This is a genomic window from Nonomuraea marmarensis, assembly GCF_043197025.1.
GTDB lineage: Bacteria > Actinomycetota > Actinomycetes > Streptosporangiales > Streptosporangiaceae > Nonomuraea > Nonomuraea marmarensis.
Genome location: NZ_JBICRM010000015.1, coordinates 1 through 14,776, shown reverse-complemented (window position 1 = coordinate 14,776; position 14,776 = coordinate 1). Strand labels below are relative to the sequence as shown.

13 protein-coding genes are annotated in these 14,776 nt (G+C 70.0%); 6 read left to right on the top strand and 7 right to left on the bottom strand.

The features are described from left to right. The first annotated feature begins 23 nt into the window (after window positions 1-23). From ACFLIM_RS24305 to ACFLIM_RS24295, 3 genes are all read left to right on the top strand, one after another. Window positions 24-680, top strand: coding sequence for a response regulator transcription factor (locus ACFLIM_RS24305; protein ID WP_393169078.1), 657 nt, complete (start codon window positions 24-26; stop codon window positions 678-680). After that, entirely contained in the window at window positions 677-1,879 is a 1,203-nt protein-coding gene (locus tag ACFLIM_RS24300) for a sensor histidine kinase (protein WP_393169076.1), read from the top strand. Before ACFLIM_RS24305 ends, ACFLIM_RS24300 begins: the two co-directional genes overlap by 4 nt. A gap of 129 nt (window positions 1,880-2,008) precedes the next feature. After that, window positions 2,009-2,842 (top strand): NAD(P)H-binding protein, encoded by an 834-nt coding sequence (locus tag ACFLIM_RS24295; protein ID WP_393169074.1) that lies wholly within the window; start codon window positions 2,009-2,011, stop codon window positions 2,840-2,842. 27 nt (window positions 2,843-2,869) lie between these two features. Here ACFLIM_RS24295 and ACFLIM_RS24290 read toward each other — a convergent pair whose 3' ends face one another. The 3 genes from ACFLIM_RS24290 to ACFLIM_RS24280 form a co-directional block, all read right to left on the bottom strand. Further along, window positions 2,870-4,192: an MFS transporter gene (locus ACFLIM_RS24290; protein ID WP_393169072.1), complete on the bottom strand. Its 1,323-nt coding sequence runs from the start codon at window positions 4,190-4,192 to the stop codon at window positions 2,870-2,872. Window positions 4,193-4,544: 352 nt separating this feature from the next. Further along, complete coding sequence (locus tag ACFLIM_RS24285; protein ID WP_393169429.1) at window positions 4,545-4,712, bottom strand: SEC-C metal-binding domain-containing protein; 168 nt, start codon at window positions 4,710-4,712, stop codon at window positions 4,545-4,547. 699 nt (window positions 4,713-5,411) lie between these two features. Then, window positions 5,412-6,590 carry an RNA-guided endonuclease InsQ/TnpB family protein gene (locus ACFLIM_RS24280; protein WP_393169070.1) on the bottom strand — a complete coding sequence of 393 codons (1,179 nt, stop codon included), beginning with the start codon at window positions 6,588-6,590 and terminating at the stop codon, window positions 5,412-5,414. A 37-nt stretch (window positions 6,591-6,627) separates the two neighbouring features. Here ACFLIM_RS24280 and ACFLIM_RS24275 point away from each other — a divergent pair, with 37 nt between their 5' ends. Together ACFLIM_RS24275 and ACFLIM_RS24270 are read left to right on the top strand one after the other, a co-directional pair. Continuing rightward, window positions 6,628-8,331 carry a protein kinase domain-containing protein gene (locus tag ACFLIM_RS24275; RefSeq protein WP_393169427.1) on the top strand — a complete coding sequence of 568 codons (1,704 nt, stop codon included), beginning with the start codon at window positions 6,628-6,630 and terminating at the stop codon, window positions 8,329-8,331. Beyond that, window positions 8,328-9,815 carry a serine/threonine protein kinase gene (locus tag ACFLIM_RS24270; protein WP_393169068.1) on the top strand — a complete coding sequence of 496 codons (1,488 nt, stop codon included), beginning with the start codon at window positions 8,328-8,330 and terminating at the stop codon, window positions 9,813-9,815. The genes ACFLIM_RS24275 and ACFLIM_RS24270 overlap by 4 nt, the downstream gene beginning before the upstream one ends. Window position 9,816: 1 nt before the next feature. Here the strand turns inward: ACFLIM_RS24270 and ACFLIM_RS24265 are convergent, their stop codons facing one another. Then, the gene (locus ACFLIM_RS24265; protein WP_393169066.1) at window positions 9,817-11,295 is read right to left on the bottom strand and encodes an IS1096 element passenger TnpR family protein; all 1,479 of its coding nucleotides are present in this window, start codon (window positions 11,293-11,295) and stop codon (window positions 9,817-9,819) included. 120 nt (window positions 11,296-11,415) lie between these two features. Here ACFLIM_RS24265 and ACFLIM_RS24260 point away from each other — a divergent pair, with 120 nt between their 5' ends. Next, window positions 11,416-11,835, top strand: coding sequence for a VOC family protein (locus ACFLIM_RS24260; RefSeq protein WP_393169064.1), 420 nt, complete (start codon window positions 11,416-11,418; stop codon window positions 11,833-11,835). 67 nt (window positions 11,836-11,902) lie between these two features. On the opposite strand, the gene ACFLIM_RS24255 is transcribed toward ACFLIM_RS24260, so the two are convergent. The 3 genes from ACFLIM_RS24255 to ACFLIM_RS24245 all read right to left on the bottom strand — a co-directional run bounded on the left by ACFLIM_RS24255 (window position 11,903) and on the right by ACFLIM_RS24245 (window position 14,633). Next, complete coding sequence (locus ACFLIM_RS24255; RefSeq protein ID WP_393169062.1) at window positions 11,903-12,736, bottom strand: SDR family oxidoreductase; 834 nt, start codon at window positions 12,734-12,736, stop codon at window positions 11,903-11,905. A gap of 54 nt (window positions 12,737-12,790) precedes the next feature. Next, window positions 12,791-13,423, bottom strand: a complete 633-nt coding sequence (locus ACFLIM_RS24250; protein ID WP_393169060.1) for a hypothetical protein — start codon at window positions 13,421-13,423, stop codon at window positions 12,791-12,793. A 79-nt stretch (window positions 13,424-13,502) separates the two neighbouring features. After that, complete coding sequence (locus ACFLIM_RS24245; protein ID WP_393169425.1) at window positions 13,503-14,633, bottom strand: MFS transporter; 1,131 nt, start codon at window positions 14,631-14,633, stop codon at window positions 13,503-13,505. Window positions 14,634-14,776 lie beyond the last annotated feature (143 nt).

Genomic DNA, 14,776 nt, shown 5'->3' with positions numbered 1-14,776 from the left:
TGCAAGCGGATGAAAGGTGCGCCATGCGGGTGCTGGTGGTTGAGGACGAGCGTTTGCTCGCCGACGCGATAGCCGAGTGGCTGCGCGGCGAGACCCACGCGGTCGATCTCGCGCACGACGGCGCGGCGGCGCTGGAGCGGATCGCGGTCAACGACTACGACGTGGTCGTGCTGGACCGCGACCTGCCGCGCGTCCACGGTGACCAGGTGTGCAGGGAGTTGGTCGAGTCAGAACGCGACGCGCGGGTGCTGATGCTCACGGCCGCCGCCCAGCTCGACGACCGGGTGACCGGCCTGTCCATCGGGGCCGACGACTACCTGTCGAAGCCGTTCGCGTTCCCCGAGCTGGCCGCCCGCGTCCTGGCGCTGGGACGGCGCTCGCGACCGGCCGTGCCGCCCGTGTTGCGGCGGGCCGGGATCACGCTCGACCCGGCGCGGCGGGAGGTGTTCAGGAACGGGCGGTTCGTACCGTTGTCGAAGAAGGAGTTCGCGGTGCTGGCCGAGCTGATGCGGGCGAACGGGAGTGTCGTCTCGGCCGAGCAACTGCTGGAGAAGGCGTGGGACGAGCACGCGGACCCGTTCACCGGCGCGGTCCGGCTCACCATCCTCAAGCTGCGCCGCAAGCTCGCCGACCCGCCGGTCGTGGAGACCGTGCCGGGGGTGGGGTACCAGATCGCATGAACCTGCCGTGGCGTCCTCGTCCGCAGCCGACGCTGCGGCTGCGGCTCACCCTCGTGTACGGCGCCCTGTTCTTCGTCGCCGGGCTGACCCTGCTCGGCGTCACCTACCTGCTGTTCAACCAGCAGCTGACCCAGTCCTTCGAGAAACGGGTCGCGTCGGAACCGGGCAAGACCAAGAACTTGTTCTTCGTCCAGGACGGCGTCCTCCTGACGGGCCCCGACGCGGTGGAGTGGCTGCGGCGGCAGGAGCTGGAATTGCGCACCGCGGCCGTCACCTCGCTGCTCACCGAGGGCGCGATCGCCCTGGTCGTGGTCGGCGGGGCGGCGGTGGGGCTCGGGTGGGTGGTCGCGGGGCGGGTGCTCGCCCCCCTGCACCAGGTGACCGACACCGCGCGCAAGATCGCCGCCGCCCCGATGGCCGAGCGCGGCCTGCACGAGCGGATCGCGCTGAACGGACCCCCGGACGAGGTCAAGGAGCTCGCCGACACGTTCGACACCATGGTGGAGCGGCTCGACCACTCCTTCGACGGGCAGCGCAGGTTCGTGGCGAACGCCTCGCACGAGCTGCGTACGCCGCTGACGCTCAACCGGGCGCTGGTCGAGCTGGCCATGCACCGGCGTACCGCCTCGCCCGACGTCAAGGAGCTGGGCGAGAGCCTGCTGGAGATCAACGCCCGGCACGAACGCCTCATCTCGGGCCTGCTCCTGCTCGCCAGGTCCGAACAGGAGATCGCGGACCGGTCGCCGCTGGACCTGGCGGACGTGGTGACGCACGTGGTCGAGCAGACCGCCGGGGAAGCCTTCGACTCCAAGATCACCGTGTACGAGGTCGCCGCGCAGGCACCCACCACCGGCGACGCGCTGCTGCTCGAACGGCTGGTGCACAACCTGGTCGAGAACGGCATCCGGTACAACCTGGACGACGGCACCGGATGGGTGCGGGTCGTGAGCCGTACCGTGGGGGATGGCAAGGTCGAGGTGGAGGTCAGCAACACCGGGCCGAGCGTGCCGCCGTACGATATTCCGCAGCTGTTCAAGCCCTTCCACCGGCACGCCGCCGAGCGGGTGGTCACGGGCAGCAGCGCGGGGCTGGGGTTGTCGATCGTACGGTCGGTGGCGATCGCGCACGGCGGAGACGTCCGGGCGAAGCCCCGCGACGGCGGCGGCCTGATCGTGACCGCCTCCCTCCCCCGCCGCTAATCGCGCATTCGTCACCACGATTGCCCTCAGCGAAGAGACTGCCCTGAACCGGGACGTTCGCCCGCAGGATTGAGGCGCGGGAGTGGGGCCGTAACGTGTTAGACGTCCAGATATGTGCGAGGAGCAGCGATGACGGCGGAGCCGATTGTGGTCGTGGGTGCGACGGGCAAGACCGGTCGGCGGGTCACGTCCCTGCTGCGGCAGCGCGACGCGGACGTCCGCGCGGCCTCGCGCCGCGGCCCGACGCGTTTCGACTGGAACGACCCCGGCACCTGGGAGCCGGCCGTGCGCGGGGCAGGAGCCGCCTTCCTGGTGGACTCCCAGGGCGCCGACGCTCCGGCCCAGTTGCGCGCCTTCGGGAAGTTCGCCCTGGCCAACGGCATGCGGCGGCTGGTGTTGCTGTCGTCCCGCGACTGGGCGGTGTCGGGCGGCGACGAGGCCCTGGCCAGCGAGCGCGCGATCCAGGAGTCGGGCGCGGAGTGGACGATCCTGCGGGCGACCTGGTTCGCCCAGAACTTCAGCGAAGACCCCCTCCTGAGCGACCCGATCATGGCGGGCGAGGTCAGGCTGCCGACCGGCGACGGCCTCGAACCGTTCATCGACGCCGACGACATCGCCGACGTCGCGGTCGCCACGCTCGTCGAGGACGGCCACGCGCAACAGGTCTACGAGTTGTCGGGGCCGCGACTGCTGTCGTTCGGGGCCGCGGTCGCCGAGATCGCCCGGGCCACGGGACGCGACATCGCCTACGTCCCCGTGACTCCTGAGGAGTACGCGGCGCACCTGACAGGACGCGGCGGCGCACCTGATCACGTGGAGCTGGCGAACACGTTGTTCGGCTGGATCAGGGACGGCCACAACGCGCACCTGTCGGATGGAGTGCGGCGCGTCCTGGGCCGCGAGCCACGCGACTTCACCGACTACGTCAAGGCCACGGCCGCCACCGGCATCTGGAACCCCTGACGGCCATCGGATCGACCTGCGCGTGCCCTACGACCGGATCGAGGAATCCTTCGCGGGGATCGTGTCTCCATTCGAGAGATCTCCCGCGCGGGCCGTGTCTTCGTTCGTGCCAGGCGTGTCCGGATTCGCCGCCGAAGAGCCGTCGTGTCGAATCCGCCAGACCGCGGGCACCAGCAGTGTGCTGACTGTGCCGAGCACGGCTACGGCGGCGCTGGTCAGGAGCACGGGGCCGGTGCCGAACGTGGCCGCCGCCGGCCCCGCCAACGCCATGCCGAGCGGTGCGGCCACGATCCCGCCGAGCATGCCGACGGAGCTCGCCCGCGCCACGAACTCTTCGGGGAGGTGCTGCTGGATGGCAGTGGTCTGGATGACGTTGTGGACCACCAGTTGCAGACCCGCCGCGACGCCCGCGATGGCCAGTTGCCAGACGGCGGCGGGTAACGCCAGCAGTGCGGGGAGCGGGGCCATCAGCAGGAACACCAGGACGGCCGCGACCATAGGCCGCGCGGGCCGCCAGCGCGCGCTGAGCAAACCCCCGGCCAGACCCCCGACGGCGTAGGCGATGCCGATCGCCGACCAGGCCGGGGCTCCGCCGAGGTGCTGGTCGGCGACGTACGGGCCGAGCACCAGGATCGGAGAGATCACGAGCGCGTTCGTGAGCGCGACGTGGACGATCCAGACCGACAACCAGGGGCGCCTGCCGACCTCGGCGAGCCCTCCTGCGACGCTCGCCAGCAGCCCGCGGGCCGCCTGCGGCCGTTCGGCGGCGAGGGCTCGGGGCAGGCGGTAGAGGAAGGCCACGCTCACCAAGAACGTCAGCGCGTCGATCAGGACCGCCCACCCCGGCCCGACCAGCGCCACCAGTGCTCCGGCGACGCCCAGGGCCAACATCGAGGTCGTGCTCCTGGAGATCGAGATCAGGGAGTTGGCCGCCTGCAGCTGCTCCTTGCCGGCCAGTGAGGCGATGAGTCCCACGGCGGCCGGGTTGAAGAAGGCCGATCCCGCGCCGGCGACGAGTTGCAGGACCACCAGCATCCAGATCTGCGCGGTGCCCGTGAGCAGCAACACCGCCGTGACGCCGTGCGCCGCGAACCTCGCCAGGTCGGCGAGCAGCATGACGGTACGGCGGGCGAACCGGTCGCCGATCGCGCCGCCCAGCAGGGTGAGCAGGATGACGGGCAACCGGGTGCTCAGCACCACGATGCCCAGGTCGACCGGCGATCCCGTGAGATGCAGCACGGCGAACGCGATCGCGAGGGGCGTCAGCGAGTCCCCGAACGCGGACGCCGTCTGGCCCAGGTAGTAGCGGCGGAAATCCCCGGCGGCCAATGGCGAGAAGATCGACCTCACCGGCCGCCGCCCATCCCCCCGGGCACCGGACGCTCCGCCGGCATCCCACCCACTCGACACCCACCCTCACCGCCGACGTTGAGAGTGTCGGACACGCCGGCCTCGCCGCCGGCGCTTGGCACACCGGGCGCGCCGCCTCGCGGTCGTTGCCGGGCGGCTGCGGCTCGGCTGTGGTCGAACAGCCGGGGTCGGGCACGGGGCACCTCTTTCCGAACGGTCCCATCGGCACGCGACCGTGGTGGCCGGCGCTGGTCGGGAAGATCCGGTGGCTACCTTGCCAGTCGCCACCGACAATCTGGGGTTCGGTGAGCGCCGGCGGTCCGGATCTGCCTGGAGGTGCCCGGCCTCGTGCTCACGGCGGCGGCGAAGGCTCACCGTGAGCGCGTGGTCTTCCTAAGAACGGTCTCGGACGTAGTAGTGGCCGAGAGTGTCGTCGTACCGGCCGGTTGGACGGCAGCAGCGGCGGAAAGCGCCGTCCTGAGCCGCAGGGGCACGGGTCGTTGCCGCCGAGCTTCTCGATCAGCTCCTTGTCGCGGCCGACGCGCCGGTCGCCGCGCTTGACCTGGGTCTCGCTAGAGGGAACCCCCGGCGGCGCTTGCTGGTCGGCTCAAAAGGACATCTCGTCGCGGTGCATGGCGGGCCTCCTCGGGTCCGTGGTCAACGCCTGTCACGATAGATCGTCCGTACGCGGCGGCGCGATCGTTTTTCCGGTCGCGGCGTAGTGCGAGTCGACGGCGGGCTGGCCGGTGTAGTTGGGTCCGGCCTGGTCGTTCGCGCCCAGGTAGCGGTACGGAAGGTCGATGGGGCCGCGGCCGTGGCGGCTGATTCTCCGGGTACGCCCGTCGTACTCTCCCTGAACCCCCTGAACCCCTCTGAACCGCTCTGAACGCAGTGCGGCCAGAGCGCGCCCCGCAGGGGTGCCGTCAGTGAGGCGGATGCTCCAGAGGTCGAGGTTCGCGACGAAGAGTCCTCGGTGAGCCAGTCGGCGGCCCTTGTCAGGATGCCTAGCTTGTCACCCACGTAGTGCAGGCCGTGTATGCAGGTGATGAGGTCGAACGGGGTGTCCGGGCGCCAGCTCGCGGTTGTAGCTCGGGGGGCGGCGCTCGCGGTTCATGAGGGAGTTGGCCACCACCGAAGATCGTTCCAGCTCGTCATCCGTGGCCAGGGGCATGATCTCGCCACTCTACGGCCCTGCGGGCGGGGTTTGGCGGAAGATTTCCTACAGGTGGATAACTTCACTACAAATGCGGAAATGAGTCGCTATCGTACGTAAAGATCCACCGCACCCGTCGCAGGAGTCACTTCTCTCGTGACTCCTCCGCTCCCTGAAGGGAGAGGCTTCTCGCGATGCCGCTTGCGCAGCCTGGCGAAGGGCAAGCCCTGCCCTCAAGATGTTGATCGCCGCGTTGACGTCGGCGTGCGCCACGTGGCCGCACGCCGTACACCGGAACTCGGCCTGGGTTGGGCGGTTGTCCTTCGCGCAGTGCCCGCACCGGGCACAGCTGCGAGAGGTGTTGCGGGGATTCACTGCGATCAGCTCTCGACCGGCGTTCACGATACGAAGGTCCTCATGCACGATCACGTCGTAGGCACGCACCAGCGCCAGCGCCGCCTTGTGCGCCCCGTCGAGCCGTTGCCGCCGAACCTTCGCATGCAGCGCGGCCACCCCGACCACGGCCTTACGCCGCCGTCTGCCGCCGCGCTTCTTACGGGCGAGATCTCGTTGCGCGACGGCCAGCCGATCGGCGGTCGCGGCCAGGTGGCGCGGGTTGGCCACCTGGCCGCCGTCGCTGGTGGTGACCAGCGACGCCACGCCCATGTCGATCCCGGCCACAGCGCCGCTCGCCGCAAGCGGCTCGGCGGGAACGTCCTCACACGACAGCACGACGTACCAGCGGGAGCCCTCCCGCTTGGCGCTGATCGTCTTGACCCGGCCGCGCACCGTGCGGTGCTGGTGGACGCGCACGTGGCCGATGCCCTGCAGCCGCACGAACGTCGCCGTGGGGTGCTCCGGCCGGGAGTCCCAGCGGCAACCGTCACCGTCCTTCGGCCACTCCACCGTGTCGAACCAGCCGCGCCCCTTAAAGCGCGGGAAACCAGGCGCACGGCCCTGGCGGACCCGCTTGAAGAACGCGCCGAACGCCTTGTCCAGGCGGCGCAGCGTGGCCTGCTGGGAGGAGAACGACCACCGGCCCAGCCCGCCCGGGTCGTCGGCCCGGATGTGCTTCAACTCCCCGGACTGATCACCGTAGCGGACGGTGACGCCCGCCTTGCGGTAGGCCGTGCGCCAGTGCTCCAGCGCGGCGTTGTACAACTCCCGATGATCTTCGACGCACGCGGCGAGCGCAGCGGCCTGCTTGCTGGTGGGACGCAGCAAGAACTTGAACGACCTGCGCACACCCACCTCCCATGCTCGGTAACGAGATCACCACGCTATCGGCAGGCACCGACAAAATCCGAAGGGAGGGAGCGCGGACTCCGCCGCCAGCCGAAGCAGGCGATCCCCTCCGCGCAAACTTGATGGCGCATGTCGAACCGCTGCGGGAGGACGATCCGGCGGCGGTAGGGGTATACCGTCTGCTCGGCCGGTTGGGCGCGGGCAGGGGACCGTTTACCTCGGTCAGGCGCCTGACGGCCGGCCGGTGGCGGTCAAGGTGCTGCGCCACAGCGCGGGGTTCGACGACAGGTTCGCCAAGGAGATCGCCGCGGCGCGCCGGGTGGAGCCGTTCTGCATCGCGCAGGTGCTGGACGCGTCGCTGGGGCGGCAGCCGTACATCGTGACCGAGTACGTCGAGGGCCCCTCCCTCCAGCAGGCGGGCCGTCACACCGGGGCGGACCTGCAGCGGCTGGCGGTCGCCACGGCCACGGCGCTGGCCGCCATCCACCAGGCGGGCGTCGTGCACCGGGACTTCAAACCCGCGAACGTACTGCTCGGCCCCGGCGGACCCCGCGTCATCGACTTCGGCATCGCCCGCGCCATGGACGACGCCGTGACCCATACCAGCGGCATCGTGGGGACGCCCGCGTACATGGCGCCCGAACAGCTGGCGGGCCAGGGGGTCGGGGCGCCGGCCGATGTGTTCGCGTGGGCGTCGGTCATGGTGTGGGCGGCCAATGAGACGCCGCCGTTCGGGCAGGACACGCTGCCTGCGATCATCAACCGGATCCTGCACAACGAACCGCAGCTCGGGGATCTGCCGCATCCGCTGCGTTCGATCGTGTACGACTGCCTGGCGAAGGATCCGCGGGCCCGGCCGACGATGCGGGACGTGCTGCTGCGGTTGTTGAGCGGGCAGAACGCTCAGCCGCCCATGTCTGCGCCAGGGGCGGCGCCGGGGCAGGGGCAAGGGTGGTCAGGACCTGGACCAGGGCCGACACCAGGGCTGTGGCCGGGGCCGACCCCGATGGCGGGGCCCGGACCGGCACCGATGGCGGGCCCTGGGCTCGGACCGGGACCGATGCCTGGGCCGATGGCGGGTGGTCGGAAGCGGAGCGGCATCCCCACGGCCGTGGCCGTGAGCGTCGGCGTGTCGGGCGTCGTGGTGGCGGCCCTGGTCGGCGGCGTCGTGTGGCTGGCCCCCTGGTCGACCCGACCGGACTCATCGCTCGCCGCCGCCTCCCCGAGCCCCTCCGCCCAGCTCACGACAGGCCCGGAGACCACACGCCCGGAGACAACAACCCCGAAGACGACACGACCACCGCGCAAATCCACCCGCAAACCGACAAGCACCCCCACGAGTAAGGCCACCCCCAAGACCACGCCCTCGTCCGAACGCCCAACCCCCACCCGAACCACCAAGAAACCGGTCACCGTCGCCAAAGTCAGCATTCTCGCGATCGAGCTGTCCGGGGGCCCGGGCCAGGCTGACGCGGACGGCTGCTACATGCCTCCCCTGCACTTCCAGACGCGCGTGGAGTCGAGCCGTCCAGGCATATGGCTCTCGTACGCGTGGGATGTGGACGGCAAGACGGTAGATGGCAGCAGAATATGGGTGCCGAGGGACGACTACACGGCGTTCGTGACCTCAGGGCAGTACATGCTCAAAGCCGGCACCCACACGGTCACCCTGCGGGTCACGTCCCCGTCCACGGCGCGGAAGAGCGTCTCGGTCAACGTCTGTGCCCTGGAAACCTGGTGACGTCGCAAGCCATCGGCCCCTACAAGATCGTCAGGCAGCTAGGCGAGGGCGGCCAGGGGGTGGTCTACCTGGCCTCCGCCCCCGACGGCACACCGGTCGCCATCAAGGTGCTGCGCGAAGGCGTTCCCGGGGACGGCCGCTTCGCCAAGGAGATCGCGGCCGCGCGGCGGGTGGAGCCGTTCTGCATCGCGCAGGTGCTGGACGCCTCGCTGGGCGCGCGGCCGTACATCGTGACCGAGTACGTCGAAGGCCCCTCCCTCCAGCGGGCGGGCCGCCACACCGGGGCCGACCTGCAACGACTGGCCGTAGCCACCGCCACCGCCCTGGCCGCCATCCACCGGGCCGGAGTCGTGCACCGCGACTTCAAACCGGCGAACGTCCTGCTCGGACGCGACGGGCCGCGCGTCATCGACTTCGGCATCGCGCGGGCCATGGACGACGCGGTCACCCGTACCAGCAGCATTGTGGGCACGCCCGCGTACATGGCGCCCGAGCAGTTCGCGGGCGCGGCCGTCGGCCCGCCCGCCGACGCGTTCGCCTGGGGCTCCGTCATGGTGTACGCGGCCACCGGCACCCCGCCGTTCGGCAACGACTCCCTGCCCGCGGTGCTCAGACGGATCCAGTACGACGAACCGCGGCTGGGCACCGTGCCCGAGCCGACGCGCTCGATCGTGTACGCCTGCCTGGCCAAGAACCCCGCCGCCCGCCCGACCATGCAGGACGTCCTCTTCCACCTCATCGGCGGCCACACCCCCACACCGGTCGGCCCCGCCCAGGCACCGTCCCAAGCCGCTTGGCCCTCCCAGCCCCAGGCCGGTCCGGCGTGGGGCGGCCCCGGGCAGGCACCGCCACTGGCCGGTCCGGCCGACCGCACCGGCCCCACGCACCCGCCCTCCCGCGGCCGACGAGGTCCCGCCTTCCTGGCGGCCGGGATCGCGCTCACCGTAACCGGCGCCCTGGCCGCCGCCTGGGTCTGGCTACCCATCTCGCCAGGTCAGACCAGCACCACCCCAACCCCTTCCCACACCTCCTCCCCCTCGGCCACCCGGGCGAAGGAGTCCGCCAGAGCCCTGAGCCCGACCTCCCACCCTCCAACCACCGAACCCACCAAAAGACCCACCTCGGAGCCCACCGCAAAACCCACCACCGCAAAGCCCACCACCGCCAAACCGACCACGACTGCCAAGGCAGGCGGCGTGAAATCGGTGTCCTTCACCTACGAGGGCATCAGGCTGGGAGACTGCTGGCGCTACGACATGAACATCTGGGCCAACGTCTCGGCCACCGGCACCTACAGCTACCGCTGGCTGGTCAACGGCCAGAACCAGGGCAGAAAGGTAGGCACGTCGTCGTCGAGACCCCTGCTCCCCTCGATCGTGTGGAAGCAGGCCGGTACGTACCGAGTGGTTTTCCAGGTGGTCACCCCGACGAGCACCCAGAAGAGCGTCACCGTGAACATCTGCGACTTCGACAAAGGCTGGTGACTCAGCGCCGCCACTCGGTGGCGTCCCAGTCCTTGCCCAGGAGTTCCGCCGCGTCCGCGTGGTCAGGGGAGTCCTGGCCGGCCAGGGCCTCCAGGAGGTGGCGGTAGGCGTGTACGCCGCCGCAGTCCTCCGGCGGGCAGGCGCCCTGTCCCGCCAGCACCCGCGGCGTGTTCGACGACGGATCCACCACCGCGACCTCCTCCACGGTCACCGTGTGCGTCCAATCGTCGCCGAAGTCGTAGCGGTAGACCAGGGACTGGCCGGGTTCGTTCGCCAGCATCGGGAGCACGGTCTCGTCCGCACGCGGCTCCTCCCCGGCTCGCGGGTCGAGGATCTGGGCGCCGTCGATCTCGAACGCGTACATATGGTCGCCGTCCCAGCCCATCGCGTCGACGAGCACCTCGTGCAGGGAGTCCAGGCGGATCCTGGACGGCACCGCCACCTGCCGCCACACCGGCGGCTCGCAGTGGTCGAGTTCCACCCTGAGCGTCAGCCGCCCGCGGTCGGGCACGCTCGCCTGGCCGAAACCCGGGCGGCCGCAACACTTCTTGTACTTGGCTCCCGTGCCGCACCAGCAGGGCTGGTTACGCTCGGGCGGCCATCGTACGTCGCCCGCCTCGTCCACCTCCTCCACCAGCGCCACCCTGGTGCTGCGGCGGGCCGGATCGGCACCCGTCGTGCCGGCGAACTCCAGCAGCGCGTCGATGGTGAGCGGCACCACCGACACCTGCCCCATCTCGGACGTGTCGGCCAAGGCCGCCTGGAGCTCACGCCGGTAGTCCTCGTGGGCGTCGGGATAGGTGCCGTCCAGCAGGTTCTCGGCCAGTCCCCTGGTGAACTCGGCCAGGGGGAGGTAGGCCACCCTGAACCTGTGCTTGTCTGGCGGCATCGCGCGCTTGCCCCGCGGGGTCGAGCCGAGCCGCGAGCGCGTCACCTCCTCCAGGATGTTCCGGAGGCGTTCGGCGGCGGCCCGCGCGTGCTCCGGGTCGGGGCTGCGGTCCATGATCTCGGTTGCCTCGTCGGGCAGGCCGAGCTCGGTCATCAGCTCGATGCCTTCCCTGGCCAGCGCGATGCCCTGCTCTTCCGCGCCGCCGTCGGCCAGGGCCGAAGGGGCGATCAGGTAGAAGTGCGGGTCCCGCTCCGCGGGGGGCAGCAGGCTCAGGGACGCGTGCAGAGAGGTCAACTCCTTGACCGCTTCGTCGCCTTCCCGCAACGACGCTCGCAGTGCGCCGAGCCCGAACCGTTCCCGGGGATGTGCGTCGATCACCGCGGTCAGCATCTCCACAGCCTCGGCGGGCTCCTCGTAGAGCTCCACGCCGTCCCATGCGTAGGAGAACACGCTGGAATCTCCCTGCGCGCGCGGGTCCAGCAGGGCCTCCAGCAGCACGTCGCGTGCGGCCTCGACGTCCTCGTCCGCGCCGAACGCCTCGTCGATGAGGTCGTGGAGATCCAGGGGGTGGAAGAATTCATCGGGAATCACGCGAACAGTTTTCCACGCCCTCTGCCCGCCCATGCCGGGTTCCGTGACAGCTCGCCAGGGGTAATTATCGGTCGTTCAGGGCAAATATCGCATCATGTCCGGAAAGGCGGATACCCCTTCATGACCACGATCCCCCGGTTCCATCTGGCCGTCCCCGTCGACGACCTGGACGCGGCCCGCCACTTCTACGGCGACCTCATGGGTTGCGCGCAGGGCCGCAGCTCCGACACGTGGATCGACTGGAACCTGCACGGACACCAGTTCGTCACCCACCTGGCGCCGGGCCGCTCGGCGCAGGTGCACAACCCGGTCGACGGCCACGACGTGCCCGTCCCGCATTTCGGACTAATCCTGACAATTCCGGAATTTCATAAATTGGCCGACAGGTTCCGCGAGGCGGGCACCGCGTTCGTCATCGAGCCGTATCTGCGCTTCGAGGGGTTGCCCGGTGAGCAGTGGACGATGTTCCTGCTCGATCCGGCGGGCAACGCCATGGAGTTCAAGGCGTTCGCGGACGATTCGCAGGTGTTCGCCGTATAGCCGAGACCATCGCCCTGGTCGCCCTAAGATCACCCTCGAACCGTTCGCCCGGAGCACCCCGCTTCCGTCACCGTGTGAGCAGTTCCTCGAACGTGGTGGCGGGGTGCCCGGTAAGGGCGGGGATGCCGTCGCTGACCCCTTCGAGCTCCCCGGCCGCGATCGCGAGATACGTCGACACCCACGCCTCCACCTGCCAGTCGGGCGCGTTGTAGGACTCGCGGGAGGCGTACGCCTCTTGGAGGGTCTCGGGGTGGTACGTGATGGTCCGGCCGGTCGCTTTGCTCAGCGTGGCGGCGACCTCGTCCAACGTCAGCGCCTGCGGCCCGGTGAGGTCGTAGGTGGCGCCTTCGTGCTCACCCGGGCTCAGCAGGACCGTGGTCGCCGCCTCGGCGATGTCGTCCTGGGCCACGGCCGCGACCCTCCCCTGCCCGGCGGGGCCACGGATCACGCCGTCGTCGCCGGCCATGAGGGGCAGGAAGTCGGCGTACAGGTTGTCGCGCAGGAACGTGAACGGCAGGCCGCTGTCGCGGATGTACTGCTCGGTCGCCCAGTGGTCACGTGCCAGCGTGAACGCCGCCTGCTGCGCGGCGCCGTAGAACGAGGTGTAGACCAGGTGTGTCACGCCGGCGTCGCGGGCGGCGTCGACGAACGTACGGTGCCGATCGAGGCGGTCGGCACTCTCCGCCGCGGACACGAACAACACCGTCGAGGCGCCTTCGAGAGCTTGCCGCATCGCCTCCGGGTCGCCGTAGTCGGCGCTGACCGCGGTCGCGCGTTCGAGCGGGGCGACGCGGTCGGCGTGTCGCGAGACGAGCCGCTGCTCGACTCCGGCGGACGCGAGCAGCGCGGCGACCCGGCCGCCGAGCCGACCGGTGGCGCCCGTGGTGACGATGAAGCTCATACGGTCACCCTATTTTCCGTGCGCCACCGACCACTCGACCGGCGTCCGGGCATGTCAAAGTGCGAACGCCGCTTTGGTCCACGTGTACTGGGCGTCGAGCACCTCTCCCAGCAGGTCGAACAGCTCTCCCTGCGGCTCCCCCTCGATTCGGGAGGGCGCGCCGTACCGGCCTGACGGGTCCTGCTCGGCCACCAGCACCACCTGCGTGCCCGCCCGGTCCGTCCCCAGCGCCACCGCCACCTCCCGCGCGTCCACGCACGACTGCGCATCGCCCTCGCGGTAATAGCCCTCGATCAGGTTCGCCAGCAGCGCGCGGGCCGCCTGACTGTGCTCCGGTGCCATCGCTCGCGCCGGGACCACGAGCACCGTCGCGTCCACCCGCATGGCGGCCGCCACCCGTTGACGCGACGCATCGAACGACTCCTTCGGCGGCACCGGGTGCGCCCGCATCGAGTCGGCGACGATCCGGAGCATGGTCGCCGGGTCGAGGGCCGCCGCCTGCGGGGGAAGGTCACAACGTAGGTACCCCACCAGCGGAAACGGCGGATCCGGCAGCGTGTTGTAACCGAGGAAGAGCCTCGGCCCGTCATCCGCGTCGGACGGGGAGGTCAGCGCGCCGTGCGCCACCTGCCCCAGTCCCCCACGCTCATGGTCAGGAAGGCCATTGGCCGACTGCAACATCGACATGCACATATTGTTGCAGATCGATTACCTAGAGTTGACTCTTCCATGCGCAACTCGTACCCGACGTCTGAGAGCGCGAACGCTAGTCGCGCATAGCACGGATCAGTACGGGCATCGCGACCAGCAGGGCGATCCCGCGCAGCACACCGGCGACGGGGTAGGCCACGCGCAACCCGAACGCGTGCGCCACCAGCCCCCCGACCAGCGCGCCGAGTGGGATCAATCCCCATCCGAGCATCCTGTAGACGCTGTTCACCCGGCCGAGCATCTCGGACGGGACCGTCTGCTGCCGGAGGCTGACGGTCACGACGTTCCAGAGCGTGATGACGAAACCGTTGCAGGCCAGCAGGACGCCGAGCACGATCGCGTTCGGGCTCAACCCGATCCCGACGAAAATGACCACGTTCGTGGCGAGCGCAGCGAGTAGTGCGGGAAGCGCACCGAACCTCGTGATGATGCGCGCACTGACCAGGCCGCCGAGCAGGCTGCCTATCGCCGCGCCGGCGAGCAGCAAGCCGTAGCCACGCTCGTCGAGGTGCAGCGTCTGGGTCGCCAGCAGGACGAGTGTCGCGTTACCGAGTTGGAAGCAGAAGGTGTTGACACCGAGCAGCACCGCGAGGGTGCGCAGCAGCCGGTGACGGGCCAGCCAGCGCAAACCCTCCGCGATCGCCGTGCGCATCGGATGGTGCGTGATCCGCTGGGGCGGGCGCCTGGGCAGCGTCGCCAGCAGCGCGGCGGACAGGGCGAACGAGCCGGCGTCCATCCCGAACGGCACCGCCACGGCCACCGCGAAGAGCAGGCTACCGATCGGTGGGCCCAGGAATTGCAGGCCGATCGTGATGATCGTCTGCTGGTGACCGTTCGCCCTGTGCAGCAGGGGCTTCGCGACGATGTCCGGCAGGATCGCCTGCGCCGCGTTGGCGAAAACGATCTCGCACGCCCCCAGCCCGAACGCCATGATCGCGAGCACCGGAATGCCGATGTGACCGAACGCGGCAAGGACCGCGATGACGCCGACGATCACTCCCTGGATCGCCTGCGAGCGCCACATGAGGCCGACGCGGTCGTACCGGTCGACGAGCGCGCCGGCGGGGAGGGACAGCAGCAACCAGGGCAGGTACGTCGCGGCGGATATGACCGACACGAGCCGTGGATCGCGCGTGATCGTGACGGCCAGCAGCGGAACAGCCGCGGCGAACGCCCCATTACCGATGTTGTTGATACCCGTCGGACCCTGGTGGCTTATTCGTGATCACGAGGCAAGGGCGAGTTCCAGCCGGGCGAGGTGGCTGGTGCGGGTCCGATCGAGTGGGTGGTCGTTCCACCAGGCGTCCAGCCGGATCAGGTTTAACGCGA